Raw genomic sequence first — 18,980 nt, forward strand, 5'->3', positions numbered from 1 at the left:
AATTTGGCTCAATTAGGGGCGCTTTGCATTTCAAATCTTTGTGCAACAAAGCCTTGAGAAATTAGAGATGAGAATAGTTATTATTAGAGCAGATGCTTGACGCTTTGGTCTTTTCCCTAGAGTAGGTCAGAAATTAAGACAACACATCCTGAAATGGCCCGTGCCTAACAGCCTGAGAATAATGTTATTTAGTGTTAAAGGGTGATAAGTGAATTATTTTAACTAACCTCTAGCACAGTCAACCCCAGGGATTCAGCAATTTTGAGCAACAACAATCTGTTCAAAAGTATTTCAATCTGCCTTCCCTACACCTCCAGATTTTTTACAGCAGAAATACAAAGCCTTAACCGTATTCCCTCTACAATCAATTGGAAGGAAATGTCCCTGACATCTCCATACAAAGCAGACATACTAAAAAACTGACCAATAGACCTAGCAAAAAGCAGTTACAGTTGTCTTTATGCCAGTCGATCACATTCATTGATGGAATAATTATGCAATGTCCTAAATGCGGCTCAACAGAAGTTAAACCACGTAATCATGAACAAAACCTGAAAAAAATCGGTGGCATTTTAATGACCTCTGCCGGAGCGACAGCGGGTACTGTCGGTGGTGCCGCTTCAGGCGCTTCAATCGGTGCTGCCATTGGAACCGTTGCAGGCCCACTGGGAGTGATTGTAGGTGGAACTGTAGGAACTTTTGTTGGTGCCATTAGTGTCGGGATTACTGGCGGTGTGATTGGTAACTTTTTAGGAAAAAAAGCAGGTATAACTGTCGACCGTAACCTGTTTCTTGATTATCAGTGTTTAAAGTGCAAACACCGTTTTAATGTCAAAGCCTCAGAAATTTCAGCGTCTCCAGAAGATCAAGTAAGCAATAAGAAAGCTAATGACCAGGACAATAAAGCCTGATTGCTTTATTGTCTCCCATTATCTGTGTTTAAGCTTGACTTAGCTTCAAAGCTACTTCTGCTAAACGTTTACCTTGTGCTTCACACAGAATTTTTTCATCCTGACTAAGTGGCTGGTCATGACGTGCACCACTGACATGACTGGCACCATACGGCGTACCACCAGTTTTGGTGTTTGATAATGCCGGTGCTGCATTACTCAAGCCCATAATCATCATGCCATGATGGAACAATGGCGGCAGCATCGTCAGCAAGGTACTTTCCTGTCCACCATGCATCGAACCTGAAGCCGTAAAGACACAAGCCGGTTTGCCATGCAGAGCACCATTCAGCCACAGACTGGTGGTTTGATCCCAGAAGTATTTCATTTCCGAAGCCATATTACCGAAACGGGTCGGTGAACCTAGAGCCAATGCCGAACAGTTGGCCAGCTCATCTAAGGTACAGTAAATATCACCTTCCGCCGGTATGCTCGGTTCCGCTTCAGTCACCACGGTAGAAATATTCGGCACGGTTCTGATTTTGACTGCCATTCCTGCAGCTTCAACCCCATTGGCAATCAGGTGCGCCATTTCTTTCGTTGAACCATATTTGCTGTAATATAAAACAAGAACATAAGGTTGCATAATGAGGGTGTTCAATATTAAAAAAGAAAACTATACGGTATTTTTCAGTTTTTTTGGCTAAGCTGAAGCAGAAAATTCATGATGAATAAGAAAATAGAGACAACAAGCGCATGATGGTTAAATATTTAAAGAAATTACCTTTTTACGAGAAACACTGGTTTCAGTTTATCTTGTTTGTTCTCAGGCGCTTTGAAGCAGATCGTTGTCGCGAGCAGGCCGGCTCACTGACCTATACCACTCTGTTTGCCGTGGTACCGATGCTGACCGTTTTCTTGGTGATTATCTCATCGATTAAGGCATTAGAACCGGCACGCCAGCAACTGCAGTCTATGATCTATGCCAATTTTTTACCGAAAACCAGTATTGCTTTTGACAAGGCACTGAGTGCATTTACTGACAAATCCAGTAATTTAACCATTATCGGGATTCTATTTTTATTCATCACTACCGTATTGATGCTGTCCAGTATTGAAACCGTGTTTAACCGGATCTGGAGGGTCACTGAAACCCGTGGTGGTATTATTGGCTTTATGCGCTACTGGACGATTATTTCACTCGGCCCGATTTTACTGGGTAGTGCCTTTGCTATTTCTTCAACTGTCGCTTCCATGAGTGTCCTCAGCAATAACTTTGCTGGCTATGAACTCAATGGCGCCTTTATTCTCTGGTTAATTTCTTTTTCGCTGACTATTCTCGGTTTTTTTATTCTAAACTGGACCATTCCAAATCGTACCGTACCGATTAAATCAGCCCTGATTGGCGGGGTTTTTAGTGCCGTGGTATTTGAGTTACTGAAAAATCTGTTTGGTTTTATCATGACCAATTTCACCAGTTATGAAATTGTCTATGGTGCCTTTGCTGCAGTACCGATTTTCCTGCTGTGGATTTATCTGTCCTGGAATATTGTCTTGCTTGGTGTGGAAATCAGTTATGCTATGACGGCGTTTGAATCCGCTCAAGATCAAAAACGGCATCCGATTATTATGCTGCTGGATCTACTAGAACTGTTCTACCGGAAGCAGAAAACTGGAGAAAGCGTCAGCGAGTCACAGGCACTAGAAGTACTGGGACGAGATGAAATTGGCCGTCTACCGAGCTATATCCTGATGTTTGAAAAACAGAATTTGATCAAGCGTACCGATGACAATGAATATGTCCTGGTACGTGACCTGGATCAGGTCAATTTCTGGGATTTTTATCTGAAGCTACCATATGCCCTGCCACATGCCAAAGACACTGAAAATGTGCACTGTGATGATCTGTGGATGCAGCGTCTGGCACCGAAGATTATCGATGCAGACCAGTATCTGGCAGAGAATTTGAGTATTCCTTTGTCGGATCTATTTAAAGATCAAAAAGGACTGAAACCTACAGCTTAATTCTATAATCCATCCTGAGGGTAATCAGGATGGGTTTATATTTTCAGTTTCATAATAAATAAATTTCTCTACTTAAATTTAGACATTCATAGCAATTTTCTGGGCAATCCAGTGGTGCAAACTCACTGTCATCACGCCCAGCATGACCAGCGCAGTACCCAAAATAAAATTCAGCTCAATATGTTCATTCAAAAACACAACACCAAAGATCATACCGAAAATCGGAGTTAGAAATGAGAATACTCCTATCCCATTAGCGAGATAATTTCGCAGTAACCAAAACCACATTATCAGGCTAAATACACACATAAGGAATACATGAAAGAGCATGCTTCCAATGGCTATAGCGCTCCAATGAATCTCAGCTTGCCCAGTAAGTATTGCCACTGGCATTAACCAGATAAAAAAGGAGCTTTTCGCTCCTTTCTCTACCCATCTGGAATTATTTTACAAAGGTCGTCCAGACATATTCCTGAGTTTTGCCTTGTAAGGTCATTTTCAGCTGCTCACCAGATTGAAGTGCAGCCACACCTGCAGGCGTACCTGTCATCACTACGTCACCTTCTTCTAGCGTAAACACTTGACTGATGTCCGCCAGCAAGGTACCAATATCAAAAATCAGTAAAGCCGTGTCACCCTTCTGACGTAGTTTATCATTGATATGCAAGGTGTAATGCACATCTTTCCAGTCATTCACCACATCAGCCACTGGTACCCAGTCAGCTAACAGGCAAGCACCATCAAAAGCTTTAGCACGTTCCCATGGCTGACCTTTTTTCTTTAAGTCATCCTGAAGGTCACGCAAAGTCAGATCCAGACCTAAAGTCACTGCACCTACTGCTTGCAAAGCTTTGGCGGGATCAGTTTCATTTTTCAGGGTACGGTCGATACGCAGACTGAGTTCGCACTCATAATGACAACTGCCCAGGTCACGGTTCCAGTCAATTCCTGCCTCTAAAGTTCCCAATGCACTTGGCGGCTTAATAAACAGCACTGGACGATCAGGAATGGCATTGCCGAGTTCTTTGGCATGATCGGCATAACTACGACCGACACAGACAATCTTGGAAGGACGGGTACTCATGATGGGAATTTCCTTATCTGGATAGATTTATTTCTTAAAGGTATTTTCAAAAATACTTTGTTCAGCAGCATCGGCAAAGACACGTTTGGGCACAATAATCACGGTGCGGTTCTTCAGTTCCAGCATATAAGTCAGCTTGCCTTTAGCAAAGTTCTGAACTTCACTGTAGTGCACCACTTTACTATGACCATTATGGTAAATTTCGGCATGATCCTGATACAGGTCGATACCCTGCTCGCTTTTACCAAACTGGTATTTCACAAACTGACGCTTGAACATCATCGGCAGGAACCAGTAACGCATGATGCCCTGCATAATCAGGAAAAAGGCACCCAGTGCCACGTAATAACGCCCGACACCACTGAAGCCCATAGAAAAGCCCCAGATGATGATTCCGATACTCACCAGCGGGGTCAGAAAACGGCTAATCTGTTTCTTGCCAAAGGTTGCAAGCGCAAAACCATCCTGCGATTCTTCCAAGGTCAGAAAATAGCGGGTCGATAAAGTTGGTGCTGACTCAGCCATAGCATCACATCAAAACATAAAGATCATTGTGTCATACTATATCAAATTCGCTGTTAACCCCATTCATAAAATGCATTCAAAAATGAATTACATATCTCTGCTTTCGCTTGCGGGAAAAATCATTTTTAATCTAGCACTATCAAAAGAATAAAATGCACAACAGGATGTTGTATGAATCCCCTAAAATCAGTTCTGCTACTGGCCATTTTTACTGCCACGATTCCCGCAAGCTGGGCAAAGATTATTACCTGGACACCATCCTTACCCAGCAGTGTTGATGTCTTTACCAGCCCACAGCAATTGGCAGATCTGGCGGGTGATCGCTTACTGATTTATGCCCATCCTAAACAATCGGTACAGTTACCCACCTTGAAAAAAGCCTCGACACAAAAAGCCCAGTTTTATAGCAGTGCGGTGGTCTTGCCTGTTCCAGAAGCACAGGTAAAAAAGCTGTTGCTAAATTATCAGGGCTATGTGGGCCTGTTCCCTGCGCTAAAAAATGCCAAAGTGCTCGAAGCTCAGGGGAATATTCAGCAGGTTCGTTATCAGGTGCATATTCCCACCCCTATTCCGGTGCTGAATTTTAAGGAAAATGTAGTGATGCAGCATCAGGTCGGTGATCATCATATTGATACCCTGATTATTGATGCACCAATTCCTTATGGGGCTGGTCGGCTGGAATGGTTTGCACTTGGACCGAATAAAACCCTGGTCACCGTCACCCAATGGGGTGACCTGGATCAGCCCAAAGGTTTTCTGTTTAGCAAAATCCTGAATGCCTTACCTGAAGCTAAATTGGGTATTCCTGCCGGTACCAATGCCTTCCTCATGGAAGCGTTACAGCAACGTTTTAAACCACAAAACAGCGCCGTATTGCCTACAGGTCAAATTCCGCAAGTACAATTGAATACCAGTCAGATTCAGAAAATTAGCCAGCTCAGCCAGCAATCTGGTCAACCGGTCAGTTTTATTCTGCCTGCTTATCAAGTGAAATTTGGACAGTCACTAGAAAATATGCGTTTTAGCAGCAGTTTTCATTACTACCCGCAACCAGCACAAAAACTACAACCTTGGCTGGCCGCTGATGCCAGTCAGCAACTGTTCCCACGACAGATCCGTAAAGTTGAATTAAAGCCGGTGAATAGCCAGCAACTAGATGCAAACTATAAGGTATCTGTTGGACTCGGTGTGATTCAAATTCCCTTTGATTTCAAGCTGCGCTATCAACAGCCAAATCCCTTACAGAGCCAGTTTGATGCGGTCGGTGGAGATTTAAAATTTGTCAAAGCCGGGATGAAGCTGCTGCCACAAGGACAAGGCACTTTATTCCAGATGATCAGCAGCATGAAGATTCATGATCAGGCCCCGTTTTTATTACGTGCCATGCGCAGCCTACCCTATCACGATGTTTTACCAGCCGTTGGTGCAAATACGGTGTATGCACTAAAAGTTCAGAAGAAGCTGAAATAAAAAAAAATAGCAGTTATTGTTTTTTTATATCTCTATCCAAAAATTCCAGGCGTAAAAAAACCGCATCAATGTGCGGTTTTTTCAGAATTCTTTATCAAGATTGGTGCGCTCAGAGAGATTCGAACTCCCGACCCCTTAGTTCGTAGCCAAGTGCTCTATCCAGCTGAGCTATGAGCGCGACGTCTTGATGGGGTGCATTATACGTGTTTTTTACCAGTTGTTAAGTGCTTTTTAATAAAATCACAACCAAACGTACAGGAAATAAACGATATCGCCAATTTTCAGCTTTCTTGAGGAAAAATTCCGTAAATTTAGAGTTAAAAACAATTAATCATTTCAAACCAAAGTGTCGAAATTCTAAAGTATAAGTCTCTCAATCTTCAAATGTGCCCGTTTGCACTTCACCGACTTTCTGATAATGGCTAAACAATACACCATTTGCAGCCACCGCATGATCGACTAGCTGAAAAGATTTCGGCACTGATCTTTCATTAAACAGACGTTTGCCTTTACCCAAGACAACAGGAAAAGTCAGCAGATAAAGTTCATCGACCAGATCATGCTGGAAAAGGGTCTGTACCAGCGTGGCACTACCATGCACTCGGATATCCCCACCCTCTGCTGCTTTTAGATTAATGACATCATTGATGCTATTTAAAAAGACCGTATTTTGCCAATCGGAATGATTCAGACTGGTAGACAGAACATATTTATTGACCTCATTGATGCCCGCCCAATCATCCGCATGTTGCGGCCAGTAAGGTTCAAAAATCTGGAAGGTATTTTTACCCAGCAGAATATCGGTAGACCGCATCCATTTTTCCATGATGGCGTCAAAGGCAGCGTCAGTTCCAGCAGAGAAATACGGCACGCCCCAGCCGCCATATTCAAAGCCACCGGAAGTATCTTCTTCCTGACCGCCGGGCGCCTGCATCACGCCATCTATTGTGATCATTTCCTGGACAATTATTTTTCTCATTGCACATGCCTTTATTCTTATTTACTCACCTGAGCATTATTTTTAGCATGGCTTTTATTGGGATGGGGATTTTGTAAATTTTAGGCACAAAAAAACCGCATCAATGTGCGGTTCATTGTTCAAGTTGGTGCGCTCAGAGAGATTCGAACTCCCGACCCCTTAGTTCGTAGCCAAGTGCTCTATCCAGCTGAGCTATGAGCGCGTAACTTGTGTCGTCTTAATAGACTTACGTTTTTTCCGGTTTACTTATTGGTGCGCTCAGAGAGATTCGAACTCCCGACCCCTTAGTTCGTAGCCAAGTGCTCTATCCAGCTGAGCTATGAGCGCGACATAAGTAAAGTGGCGGTGAGAGAGGGATTCGAACCCTCGATACAGTTGCCCGTATGCGTCCTTAGCAGGGACGTGGTTTCAGCCACTCACCCATCTCACCGTAACGTGCCGCCATAATACAAATTTCGGCATAGCACTGCAAGCACAGCTTTAAAAAAAAGTGCAGTTTTTTGCTCGTTTAAATACTTTTTAAGCAATTTCTCTATTTTCACCGACTTATCTACAGAAAAGTTCGCCTATTCTTGACCTAGTCGAAAATTATCCGAAAAACGGAAACTTAAACAGATTATTGCAATCATTTACGTGCAGTCTGTGCGTACATGACTTATGCTTATTATATCTCCTAGGACATTTGAAAAAACATGATGAAAAATTGGGTCGATCCTGAAGCAAAAGCTGAAGCTGAACGTTACGAAAACCCTATCCCAAGTCGCACGCTGATTTTAGAAACTATTGAAAAGAATAATGCCCAGTCGCATGCCGACCTGGTGGAATATTTTGAAATTAAAGATCAAAAAAGTATTGATGCCCTGAACCACCGCCTGATTGCCATGGTGCGTGATGGCCAGCTGATGAAAGATGGCTTTAAATTCCAGATCGCAGCTGAACAGCCAGAATACGAAGCGACGGTCTATATCAATTCCAAGGGTTTGGGGACGGCCAGTATTGCCGGACAGGATGACCTGTTACTGCCAGAGCGTGAACTGCGCCAGGTGTTTAATGGTGACCGCGTTAAAGTACGCCAGACTTCAGTTGACCGTAAAGGCAAAGCTTGGGGCTTTATTACCGAAGTCGTACAGCACCGCGTCAAACAGATTATTGGCAAGTTGTGTGAATATGAAGGTGAATACTTTGTGCAGCCAGCCAGCCCGAATTCACATCAGCCGATTACACTAGAAAAAGAACTGATTGACCATGCACAGGTGAAGGTTGGCGATTTTATCCGTGTTGCGATTGATATCTATCCGACCAAGGATGAATTTTCTGCCGGCCATATTGTGCAGTCCATGGCAGATAAAGCCGATACCGAAATCATCATTCCACAAACCATTCTGGAATATGGCCTGCCATATGAATTCCCGGAAGAAGTATTACAAGAAGCAGAAAGCTTTAAAGAACCGGATGAAAAAGACCGTGAAGGCCGCATTGATCTGCGTGACCTGGCTTTGGTCACCATTGATGGTGAAGATGCCCGCGACTTTGACGATGCCGTATATGCAGAAAAACGCCCAGGTGGTGGTTACCGTGTAGTAGTCGCAATCGCCGATGTCAGCCACTATGTCCGTGTAGGTCGTCCGCTAGATGATGAAGCACAGGAACGTGGTACTTCGGTGTATTTCCCGCACTTTGTTTTACCAATGCTGCCTGAAGCGCTATCCAATGGTCTGTGTTCATTGAATCCACATGTCGACCGTCTGTGTATGGTCTGTGACCTGAAACTGTCGCGTGCTGGCCGCGTGACCGGCTTCGAGTTCTACCCTTCTGTCATGCACTCCAAAGCACGCCTGACTTATGATCAGGTGGCCAAGTACTTTGAAGGCGACAGTGATGCGATTATAGAAGATCGTGCAGTCCGTAAATCCCTGAATACCCTGTTCCAGCTATATCAGGTACTGAAGGGTCTACGCGCTGATCGTCATGCTATGGAATTCGAAACTGTTGAAACTTATATGACTTTCGACGAGTTAGGCGGTATTAAGGAGATTCTGCCACGTACCCGTAATGATGCACACAAGTTGATTGAAGAATGTATGTTACTGGCCAACGTGGCTGCGGCAGAATATGCTCTGGAAAATGACATTCCAATGCTGTACCGCGTGCATCAGCCACCTGAATTCTCACGTATCCAGAAAGTCCGTGACTTCGTAAAACAGTTGGGTCTGACCTTCCCGGAACAGCCGACTCAGAAAGATTATCAGGAAGTCATTGAAGCAACCAAAGACCGGATCGATGCGCCAAGCATTCACGCGGTACTATTACGCTCCATGATGCAGGCTTACTATGGTGCGAAGAATGACGGTCACTATGGTCTGGCTTATGATGCTTATACGCACTTTACTTCGCCAATCCGTCGTTATCCGGATCTGTTGTTGCACCGTGCGATCAAGGCTCACTTAAGCAAAAAACCATATCCGATTTCTGGTGCTTCACTGGATGATGCCGGTGATCACTTCTCGGCAACTGAACGTCGTGCTGATGAAGCTTCTCGTTCAGTGACTGGTTGGCTCAAAGCACACTATATGCAACAGCATATTGGAGATGAATTTGTCGGCCTTATTAGTGCCACAGCCGAGTTTGGTCTATTCGTGACATTAAAAGATCTGTATGTCGATGGTATGGTACATGTCAGCCAGCTCGGTGATGACTTCTTTGTCTTTGACCAAACCACACAATCGCTGGTCGGTCAGAGCCGTGGCCAGATCTTTGGTTTAGGTGATGAAGTGAAGGTCAAAGTGGCTGGCGTGAATCTGGAAGAACGCAAGATCGACTTTGAACTGATCCAGCAGCTTACCCACGCCGGTCGTCCGGTCCGTGCCCGTGCTCCACGTGTGGCAGAGAAAAAACCTGCGCCACGTCCAGAAGCCACTGAAGAAGTCTTTGGCAAGCATGAACGCGAATCCAAAGGCAATGGCGGTGCAGATGGAGAACAACCCAGACGACGCAAAAAAGACAAAGGAAAACCCAATTCCTACAGCAAAAAGTCTGCTAAAAAATCTTCAGGAAAGTCTGAAGCAAAGAATGCAGATAAAATAAAGAAAAAGGCAAAAGCTAAAAAGAAAAAATCTAATGCCAAGCCTAAGAGTGAATAATTTTTGTTGTTAAGATAAAGAGAGCTTCGGCTCTCTTTATCTTTTTGGAAATCATATGGCATCAGAAAAACAAGTTTTAGGCTCTTGGGGAGAAAATTTAGTCAAAGATCACTGTCCTTGTCCAAAGTGTAAAAAAACTAAAACGTTTAAATTACTTCCACAAAATTTTAAATGTGCTGATCTTATCTGTGACTTTTGTGGATTTTTAGCACAAGTTAAATCAACAAGAGTAAAAAATGTAAATATTTTACCTAAAACAATTTTAGGAGCAGCATGGCTTCCACAGAAAGAACGTATGAATGCTTTTATCTATTTTCCTGTTTATTTAGTTCTTAAATCAGAAGAAGAATATGCTGTTTATTATTTACCAACAGACTTTCAATCTCCTGAACTTTTTGTACCTCGTAAACCGTTATCTGACCAAGCGAAACGAGCAGGTTGGCAAGGGTTTCTATACGATTTATCCAAAGTTCCTCAAGGGGCTTTCATTCGAATCGTTTAACTAAAATGCTGATCGGCTTGATTTCTCTATCAAGAAGCCTTACTTCTATAAACATCACAGGAAATAATCGGCAGACCGACATGACATTAGAAAAGGCAACTTTGCCTGTTCCACAATTTGACAAAATCACCCTAGCAGAACTGAAAGAAAAAATTGAAAGCTGTATTGCTGAAGGGCAGAAATTTCTCAACGAACTGACCGAAACCCCACAATCTGCTGAAGAACAGCTCGCCATTCTGGAACATGTCGATACGCTGGAAAATAACATGAGTGAGTCATGGGGCATCCTGTCACATCTCAATGCCGTCATGAATAATGCCGAGACCCGTGAAGTCTATCAGAGCCTATTACCCGGTCTCAGCGACTATTACACCCAACTCGGTCAACATACGGCGCTGTACCAGACCTATCAGCATGTTCATGATGCTCAGGTCTTTGCCGAACTGCCTGCAGCACAACAAAGTGCGATCAAACTGGCACTACGTGACTTTAAACTGTCCGGTGTAGCACTAGAAGGTGAAGCGAAAAAACGTTTTGCGGAAATCTCTGCCCGCCTGTCACAACTATCATCAGATTTCTCGAATCATGTGCTGGATGCGACTCAAGCTTATTTCAGACCACTGAACGAAGATGAACTAGAAGGCCTGTCTGCCAGCAATATCGAATTACTGAAACAATATGGCCAACAGCGTGAGCTGGATCAGCCAGTCGCCACCTTGGAGTTTCCTTCTTATTTGGCAATCATGACGCATTCTGCTAACCGCAGCCTGCGTGAAGAAATCTACAAGGCCTATACCACCCGCGCTTCGGATCAGTCAGACAAGTCGGAGTTTGACAATACCCCGATCATGGAAGAAATCCTGAGCCTGCGTGAGGAAATGGCTACCCTGCTCGGCTTTAACAACTATGCCGAATATTCACTGGCCAGCAAAATGGCGCCAAGCGTAGAAGCGGTGGATGAATTCCTGCGTGATCTGGCTGAACATGCGCGTGAGCCAGCGCAAAAAGAAATTTCCGAACTGAAAGCCATTGCCGCTGAAGATAGCATTACTGAACTACAGCCTTGGGACAGCAGTTACTATTCTGAAAAGCTGAAAATGCGCCAGTTCAACCTGTCTCAGGAAGCGCTAAAACCGTATTTCCCGACACCAAAAGTGATTCAGGGTCTGTTTAGTATCGTCAATCGCCTGTATGGCATTCAGGTGGTGGAACGCGAAGCACCGTTATGGCATCCGGATGCACATTATTTTGAACTGGAAGACCAGGGCGAAGTCATTGGTGGCTTCTACTTTGACCTATATGCGCGTCAAGGTAAACGTGGCGGTGCCTGGATGAGTGGTTTCCGTTCACGTATGCGTGGCAAAGATGGCCTACAAAAACCGATTTGCTATATGGTCGGTAACTTTACGCCGCCTGTGGGTGACAAACCTGCTCTACTGAGCCATGATGAAGTCACTACACTATTTCACGAATTTGGTCATGGCCTGCATCATATGCTCACTGAAGTGGACAATATCGCGGTTGCCGGTACCCACGGCGTGGCTTGGGATGCCGTTGAACTGCCAAGCCAGTTTATGGAATTTTGGGCATGGGATCAGGAAAGTCTGAATCTGCTAAGTGAACATATTGAAACCAAAGAAGTCCTTCCAGCAGACTTGCTAAAAGCTTTACTGGATGCCCGTTTCTTCCAGTCTGGCATGCAAACCCTACGTCAGCTCGAGTTTGCCCTGTTTGACCTGACCATTCACCGTGCCAACCCCGCACTGAATGCCGAGCAGATTCAGGCCACGCTGAATGATATCCGCGACAAATATGCGGTTTTGCCAACGACACCATATAACCGCTTCCAGCACAGCTTTAGCCATATCTTTGCAGGTGGTTATGCAGCCGGTTATTACTCGTATAAGTGGGCAGAAGTTTTGGCTAGCGATGCCTTTGACCGTTTTGAAACCGAGGGCATTTTCAATACTGAAACTGGCAAAGCCTTCCGTAAAAACATTTTAGCCGTTGGTGGTAAAGACAAGGCACTGGATGCATTTGTAAACTTCCGTGGTCGTGAACCGAAAATTGATGCCCTGCTGCGTCATCAAGGTTGGACGAATACGGTAAAAAATGCTTAAACTAGCCGTTTAAGTAGATTGATAGGTGAGTATGATGACCATTAAACGTCGTTTCATTGCAGGTGCAAAATGTCCAAAATGTCAGGCAATGGATCGGGTCGTGATGCTCACCTCTGGCGAGAATGAATGGATCGAGTGCATCGACTGCGGTTATGAGGAAAACCGTCCGACCCACGTTGATGCGCCTGAAATTCCTGCTGTACCTGATGAAGTAGGTGTGATTAAATTCAAGCCTAGAGAATCAAATAAAAAATAGCCAAGGTTAAAGATATGAGTATAGAACCAAGGGAAAGTTCTAAACTTTTAATGGGGATTATTGGGGGATTAATTGCGGTGGTGGCACTGGTCGTTGCCTACCAGTGGTGGAATAGCGCTGCGCCACAGGAAACCACTGAACATGACATGGTTCATGTTACACCTCCTCCATCTAAAACTGCAGAACCCAGCAATCCTGCTCCAGTGGCAGAGCCAACACCTGAAGCAGTTCAAGCCATAGAGGAAAATGCTTTGGTCAAGGAAGAAATTCTAAAAGCTCCAGTACCTGAAAATCCGGCTCTGGCCAAAGAAGAAGTTTCTCGACTTGAAGACATTCAGGCTCAGTTGTATGAACAGAAATCCACCTTGGCAGCCCAGCACAAAGATGCCGATGAGCTGATCAAGCTCAAGGAAGAACAGATCAAGCTGCTCGAGGCACAACTCGCAGAAAAGCCATAATTTCACTGAAAATATCGCTAGAATAGGATCAACCTTCTAGCGATATTTTTTATGTCTGCCGCGCCCCCATCCAACCTGCTGAAAGCCATTCTGTTTCTCACCTGTTCCGCACTGCTATTTTCCCTGATGGGCGTCTGTATTCGTTATGCTTCGCATACTGTGGACAACGCCACGGTGGTATTTTTCCGTAATGCGGTTGGCATGTTACTGTTCCTACCTTTGCTGCTTAGCAAAGGCATCGGTTTCTTTAAAACTGAAAAGCTATGGATGCATACCTGGCGTTCGGTGGTTGGTCTAATGGCGATGTATGGCTTTTTCTATGCCATCGCGCATTTAAAACTCTCCAATGCCATGGTCTTTACCTACTCCTCCCCGATCTTTATTCCTTTTATCGCCTGGTTATTTCTCAAAGAAAAAATCACCAAACTGATGCTGCTGGCTGCAGGGATTGGCTTTATCGGGGTACTCTGCGTCACTAAACCGGATGCGGGTCTGTTTAATATCATGTCGGTGATTGGCCTCAGTGCCAGCTTTCTGGCCGCGATGGCTTTTGTCACCGTGCGTGCCCTGACCAATACTGAACCACCAGAACGGATCGTATTTTATTTCTGCTTTATTGGTACGTTGGTTTCCGTGATTCCAATGTTCTGGCACTGGCGTCCTTATAACATGAACGAGCTGATGTATCTGGTTGCCGCTGGTGTTCTGGCCAATATCAGCCAGATCTTTATGTCGAATGCCTACAAACTAGCACCAGCAGGACAGATTGGACCGGTAAATTATGTTGCGATTATTTTTGCCGGGTTCTGGGGTTATTTGTTCTGGAAAGAAATTCCAGATATGTTTAGTCTGATTGGATTGGCGCTGATTTTCTCTGCGATTCTGATTTGCAGTCCATTATTACAAAACCGTTTAAAGTCAAAGAAATCCAACGTCTAATTTCAAGTAATAAAAAAAGCACCCGAAGGTGCTTTTTTATTTGCAACTTTACTGATACCAGCCAAATAGCTTGAACACATATGGTACATAGGCAATGATCAACATCGCTGGTAGCAAGACGATCATTGGCAGAATCCAGCGTTCATAACGGTAGTAGAAAGATTGATTTCGCGCTTCTGCATCCGCTTCCGCCACTTCGGCATCCCCAATCGATTGCCTTGCCAGCAGATGGTTCAGCGCGACTGGTGGTGTTACATAACCCAGTTCGAAGCCGATCAGGGTAATCATCCAGAAGTGTACCGGATGAATGCCATACTGATACGCGACGGGTGCCACGGTTGCCGAGATCAGGATTACGGCGCCGAATGGATCCATAATCATTCCCACAAAGACCATCAAGCCCACAATCATGGTAATCACCAGAATTGTACTGTTGATATCTGTCGGGAAGGCTTCCATGATTTCCATACGCTCCAGCAAGCCGCCAACACTCACAGAAAGCGCCATCAGGATCACCAGCGCACCGATATGGCCAACCGTTTCACTGGTTGAAATATGCATGGATTTCCAGAAACCAACGTGACGTAGGGATGAACCCAATGCTGGTTCAGACTGTGCAGTCGCACCACCAATGCCATTCAGGTTCACGTTCAGACTTTCATCCCAATGACCCACTGGCGGGATTGGTGCAGGCTGATGACGCAGTTTGTCATAGAGCACAATCATCAGCAGGATCACAGGCATCATCACCGGTGCCGTGAACTCGTTCAGATTGGTTGCCAGCGCGTATTTATAGAACATCCAGATCAGAACAAAGATCACCACGTATGGAATTACTGCCAGGAACGCACGACCAGACTGTGGTGCTGCCACGCCTGCTGGTGCAATACGGAACTTGCTTTCAGCAAAGAACAGCGAAATTACCAGGAACAGGGTTGAACTGAGCAGAAATACATACACACCATAGTGATACAGCATGTCAGTAGTCACTTCCTTGTTCAGCGAAGCCACAACCACGATCAGCAGACATGGACGCAGCACCACACCGAGCGAACCCGACATTGCCGTTGCAGCCAGGGCAAACTGACGGCGACCACCCGCATTCCAGACTTCCTTATATATAATCGCACCAGCAGCAATCACAAAGATCCCGGATGCACCGGTATAAGCAGTTGGCAAAGCAGCCGCTAACAGGATCAGCCAGGTCAGGGTTTCAGGTGCCAGATTCCATGGACGCAGGATATTTAGGAACATATCCACGACACGGGTCTGTTTCAGCAGCATACCGGCCCAAATAAACAGCGCCAGATTCAGGAAGATGCTGGAGAATTCCACCAGCTGACCGAGGTAAATCCCTTGCCCCATTGGATAATCCATGAAGAAGGTAAAGTTCACCCCGGTCGTAATGGCCATATAGGCATACAGCGGTACGCTCAGGAAGGCCATACCAATGTTGCCGCCCTCACGGGTTGGCTTCGGCAATTTGATCACCTGGAACAGGCTGATCAGGGTCAAACCGCCAAATAGGATCATCCATAGCCAGTAGATATATTTCATATCCCCCATGGCCACACCAGAGTTCAGTACAGACTGATACTGGCTATAGGATGAGAAGGCCAGGAAAGCATTACCAATCAGCATTGCCAGTGTATAGACCCGGAAATCGATCTTGGTCGCTGGACTGCGCAGGCCGATATGGTGAGTTTTCAGGGTTGCACTAATCGCGGCAAACACCACCATGATCACCAGTAGCAGCGCACGATTCTCCACCCCAAACTTGAACAGGCCAAAGAAACTGGTTTCAAAGGTACGGTAAGCACGGATACTTGGATGGTCTTCAATATGTTTGACTGCACGATCATAAAAGGCATGCGATTCTTCACAAACCTGCTGTGCCTGCATAATCGCCGCACGGACATCGGCTTCAGAACGCACCCCGAAAATATCGGCAAATTCATCAGCTGCATCCGCTTTCATCTGCTGCTGGACACGCGCGTCCACATCGACATTGCGCTCACATTGTGGCGCTTTCGGTTCAGCACGCAAGAATGAATATTGCATCCCTGTTGCAGGATCACCATAAATGCGTTCACCCATGCGCAGCAACTGCCCATGGATCATTTCACCAGTACCAATAATCAGGGTGAGCAACAGCAGGACCAGCACGACAAATGTCGAGATCCACTCTGTCCAGATATAGCGCAACAGACCTAATCCTGATCTATCTTGAGCATCGTTTTGCATGTGTATTCCTATTGTTATTCTCTGGGAATGTCCACCCTATCCGGCTTCCCTTTCCCTTTAATCCTGCACCTTCCAGGTTACAGAATGATCTGATTGTTATTTATCCGACTCTGCCTCAGTTGCTGCCTAATTAAAATGACAATTTGCATTTTCTTTTTGGTTAATTCTGCCAACCGTTTATCGATCCAGCCAGTAATTGGCCAGGATATAGATATTGGCGATGACGATCCCCCAGATCACCCCGAGTAAATGGGCTTCGACCAGTACCGGACTACCAATCAGCTCTGCCGTGCTGGCACTGCCCATGGTATTTTCCCAGACCAGCTTGGCGAAAATCAGAAACAGTACCAGTGTTGCAAAACCACGTTCCTTTTTATAAAGCAAGTGTACGCAAGCGACCGCAGCATAGGCGCCATGTAATACCCCAGACAGCCCTGCATAGGCCTCAACATCTGTCAGGAAGAAATAAAAGCTTAAAGAAATGAGCAGTGGCAGGCAGAGCAAGATCCCGATAAAGTTCCAGACCGAAACGCGCGGAAAAATAAAAGGCAGGCAGATAAAAGCCAGCATATTCAAAAAATAATGAATCCAGCCAACATGCACCCAGTGCCCGGTCCACAAGCGCCAGAATTCCTCCAGCAGACTGTCCTGCCAGTAAATAAACTGATCCTGAAACACCTGCAGACAGGCACAAAAAGAGACAAAGAATGCCAGAAAGACAATCTTGTCTCGGAAGTGATAATCACTGACCTGCATCGCTGAATCCTCGGATCAATAGGATTTCAGGCCCATACAATATGTACAGGCCTGATCCAATCACGAATCATCAGAGTTAAACAGATCGTCCAGATCGGATGCAGTATCGTTGTCATCCCAGAAACGCTGCATCCCATCATCTGCACTGCGGATACCGGTGTTTTCAGTCCAGTAACGGTCCGCAATACCACCGACCATGATCGAAGCCATACTGTCGATCAGCTTGAACTGTGGATTCACCGGTTTTTCATCAGTACGTGCTTCTGCAAAGGTTTTCAGTGCATCACGGATCTTGGCATCATCACCGGTAGCCTGAGCGGCAACCGCATACAGGGCATGAGATAAACGTACACCCTTCTGTTCACCAATCTGGGTCGACTGTTTCAGGGTCTGATATGGATCTGGCTTGCCATCTCCTGCACCTGGCAACAAGGTCCAGATCACGGCACGAGTCGCTATTGGCGCACCCCAGAATTTTTCATTGTTCAGGCAGGTCATGCCGCGTTCGACCACTGCCGCGATATCTTTTGGTACCTGTACCGCACCGCCGGAGTTAATATCGTTAGTCATCGCCTGCAAGCCACTGAGCATCCCTAACAGATACACGGTCTGCTCAATATCGCCCTTCATCGTTGGACAAGTCTCACCCAGTGCGACGTTATATTTCTTTTCAAAACGCTTCTGGAACATCTGGTAGCCAGTGTACTGGCGTTGTGCTGCTAGCGCTGCCCAGCGTTTCTGCTCTACCCGGGCATCCTGAGCTTCACTGACCTGATTAGCTTTCGAAGCGCGCATATAACGTAGTTCAGCATCTAGCGCTTTCTGCTCGGCACAGATTCCCGCTGCTGAGTACATCAGTACTGCCACACGGGTTGGATCTGCGCCCATGTCCTTGGTTGACATGATCGCTGGCGTTAAGGCATTCCCCGAATTACATACCATTTCTGCATCGTCCATCGCCAGAATTGGTGGCACAATATGTTTCTCAGTAAAGCCCAGCGCGACATTGGCACCGGTTTTGATCACTTGAGAACAACCTGTTAAAGCCGTTGTTGTTATTGCTATGGCCGCCATACCCTGGCATATTTTTTGGACTTTCGACATTTTCCGGTCCTCTATAATTGTGATTATGTCCTTGATGCTGCTAAACATAACAGATGAACTATCCGAATTAAAGAGTATTTACTCTAAATTAGACCAATCACTTTGCCATTGATTGTGTATGCTGCAATTGACTGGGATGCAATAAATCTTAAATTTTGGGCAAAAAAAAGTAGCATTGCGACGGTTCAGCACATGCTACTTATTAACTGGGAAAGTGTGAAATCTATATTTTTATTCAACCACGCTTAATGGGTGCGAGCAGAAATTTGTTCCTTAACAATTGTACCGAGTCTTCCAATGACCAAAGCTAAAATGACCGCAATGACAGGAAACATCCACGTTGGAAATTCCATATCGATCTCCTCTGTTGACTTCGGTGATCTAAATTTAACTGGATAAAATAAAAACAGCATAAAAAATTGTCAGACAATTCAAATATTTTCGAAAAAATTATATGAATTGTCTGACAATATCAGATTGTAAAAATA

Annotated in this window: 17 protein-coding genes and 4 tRNA genes; 9 read left to right on the forward strand and 12 right to left on the reverse strand. The window is 45.2% G+C overall.

Annotated features, from left to right (window positions below):
* The first annotated feature begins 494 nt into the window (after nt 1–494).
* On the forward strand, nt 495–911 hold the full coding sequence (locus GW12_RS10900; protein WP_034587410.1) for a hypothetical protein: 417 nt from the start codon (nt 495–497) through the stop codon (nt 909–911).
* A gap of 28 nt (nt 912–939) precedes the next feature.
* Here the strand turns inward: GW12_RS10900 and wrbA are convergent, their stop codons facing one another.
* Nucleotides 940–1,536, reverse strand: a complete 597-nt coding sequence (gene wrbA / locus GW12_RS10905; protein WP_034587412.1) for an NAD(P)H:quinone oxidoreductase — start codon at nt 1,534–1,536, stop codon at nt 940–942.
* Nucleotides 1,537–1,646: 110 nt separating this feature from the next.
* Here wrbA and GW12_RS10910 point away from each other — a divergent pair, with 110 nt between their 5' ends.
* A complete protein-coding gene (locus tag GW12_RS10910; RefSeq protein ID WP_034587414.1) occupies nt 1,647–2,915 on the forward strand; it encodes a YihY family inner membrane protein in 1,269 nt (422 codons plus the stop codon).
* A 78-nt stretch (nt 2,916–2,993) separates the two neighbouring features.
* Here the strand turns inward: GW12_RS10910 and GW12_RS15480 are convergent, their stop codons facing one another.
* From GW12_RS15480 to GW12_RS10920, 3 genes are read right to left on the reverse strand one after another with little or no spacing between them, the layout of a single operon-like run.
* Nucleotides 2,994–3,308, reverse strand: a complete 315-nt coding sequence (locus GW12_RS15480; RefSeq protein ID WP_081403495.1) for a DMT family transporter — start codon at nt 3,306–3,308, stop codon at nt 2,994–2,996.
* 49 nt (nt 3,309–3,357) lie between these two features.
* Nucleotides 3,358–3,999, reverse strand: a complete 642-nt coding sequence (locus tag GW12_RS10915) for a fumarylacetoacetate hydrolase family protein (protein WP_034587415.1) — start codon at nt 3,997–3,999, stop codon at nt 3,358–3,360.
* Between the two features lie 27 nt (nt 4,000–4,026).
* On the reverse strand, nt 4,027–4,524 hold the full coding sequence (locus tag GW12_RS10920) for a YcxB family protein (protein ID WP_034587417.1): 498 nt from the start codon (nt 4,522–4,524) through the stop codon (nt 4,027–4,029).
* A gap of 171 nt (nt 4,525–4,695) precedes the next feature.
* Between GW12_RS10920 and GW12_RS10925 the strand changes: the two genes are divergently transcribed.
* A complete protein-coding gene (locus GW12_RS10925) occupies nt 4,696–5,994 on the forward strand; it encodes a hypothetical protein (protein ID WP_034587418.1) in 1,299 nt (432 codons plus the stop codon).
* Nucleotides 5,995–6,095: 101 nt separating this feature from the next.
* Here GW12_RS10925 and GW12_RS10930 read toward each other — a convergent pair.
* The 5 genes from GW12_RS10930 to GW12_RS10950 form a co-directional block, all read right to left on the reverse strand.
* Nucleotides 6,096–6,172 (reverse strand) — tRNA-Arg (locus GW12_RS10930).
* 195 nt (nt 6,173–6,367) lie between these two features.
* On the reverse strand, nt 6,368–6,973 hold the full coding sequence (locus GW12_RS10935; RefSeq protein ID WP_034587420.1) for a dihydrofolate reductase family protein: 606 nt from the start codon (nt 6,971–6,973) through the stop codon (nt 6,368–6,370).
* 125 nt (nt 6,974–7,098) lie between these two features.
* Nucleotides 7,099–7,175 (reverse strand) — tRNA-Arg (locus GW12_RS10940).
* A 48-nt stretch (nt 7,176–7,223) separates the two neighbouring features.
* A tRNA-Arg gene (locus tag GW12_RS10945) sits at nt 7,224–7,300 on the reverse strand.
* 13 nt (nt 7,301–7,313) lie between these two features.
* Nucleotides 7,314–7,403 (reverse strand) — tRNA-Ser (locus tag GW12_RS10950).
* 262 nt (nt 7,404–7,665) lie between these two features.
* On the opposite strand from GW12_RS10950, the gene rnr reads away from it, so the two are divergent.
* From rnr to GW12_RS10980, 6 genes are all read left to right on the forward strand, one after another.
* A complete protein-coding gene (gene rnr, locus GW12_RS10955) occupies nt 7,666–10,113 on the forward strand; it encodes a ribonuclease R (RefSeq protein WP_034587422.1) in 2,448 nt (815 codons plus the stop codon).
* A gap of 55 nt (nt 10,114–10,168) precedes the next feature.
* Nucleotides 10,169–10,615 (forward strand): DpnI domain-containing protein, encoded by a 447-nt coding sequence (locus GW12_RS10960; protein WP_034587424.1) that lies wholly within the window; start codon nt 10,169–10,171, stop codon nt 10,613–10,615.
* 80 nt (nt 10,616–10,695) lie between these two features.
* Nucleotides 10,696–12,735 (forward strand): M3 family metallopeptidase, encoded by a 2,040-nt coding sequence (locus GW12_RS10965; RefSeq protein WP_034587425.1) that lies wholly within the window; start codon nt 10,696–10,698, stop codon nt 12,733–12,735.
* A gap of 40 nt (nt 12,736–12,775) precedes the next feature.
* The gene (locus GW12_RS10970) at nt 12,776–12,991 is read left to right on the forward strand and encodes a YheV family putative zinc ribbon protein (protein WP_171077705.1); all 216 of its coding nucleotides are present in this window, start codon (nt 12,776–12,778) and stop codon (nt 12,989–12,991) included.
* 14 nt (nt 12,992–13,005) lie between these two features.
* On the forward strand, nt 13,006–13,449 hold the full coding sequence (locus GW12_RS10975) for a hypothetical protein (RefSeq protein ID WP_034587428.1): 444 nt from the start codon (nt 13,006–13,008) through the stop codon (nt 13,447–13,449).
* Nucleotides 13,450–13,500: 51 nt separating this feature from the next.
* Nucleotides 13,501–14,388: a DMT family transporter gene (locus GW12_RS10980; RefSeq protein ID WP_034587430.1), complete on the forward strand. Its 888-nt coding sequence runs from the start codon at nt 13,501–13,503 to the stop codon at nt 14,386–14,388.
* Nucleotides 14,389–14,436: 48 nt separating this feature from the next.
* On the opposite strand, the gene GW12_RS10985 is transcribed toward GW12_RS10980, so the two are convergent.
* From GW12_RS10985 to GW12_RS10995, 3 genes are all read right to left on the reverse strand, one after another.
* Nucleotides 14,437–16,632, reverse strand: coding sequence for a TRAP transporter large permease subunit (locus tag GW12_RS10985; RefSeq protein ID WP_034587432.1), 2,196 nt, complete (start codon nt 16,630–16,632; stop codon nt 14,437–14,439).
* 177 nt (nt 16,633–16,809) lie between these two features.
* Entirely contained in the window at nt 16,810–17,388 is a 579-nt protein-coding gene (gene rrtA / locus GW12_RS10990; RefSeq protein WP_034587434.1) for a rhombosortase, read from the reverse strand.
* 60 nt (nt 17,389–17,448) lie between these two features.
* On the reverse strand, nt 17,449–18,492 hold the full coding sequence (locus GW12_RS10995) for a hypothetical protein (protein ID WP_034587436.1): 1,044 nt from the start codon (nt 18,490–18,492) through the stop codon (nt 17,449–17,451).
* Between the last annotated feature and the right edge of the window lie 488 nt (nt 18,493–18,980).

Origin of the sequence: Acinetobacter sp. HR7 (assembly GCF_000773685.1) — a bacterium.
GTDB classification, from domain to species: domain Bacteria; phylum Pseudomonadota; class Gammaproteobacteria; order Pseudomonadales; family Moraxellaceae; genus Acinetobacter; species Acinetobacter thermotolerans.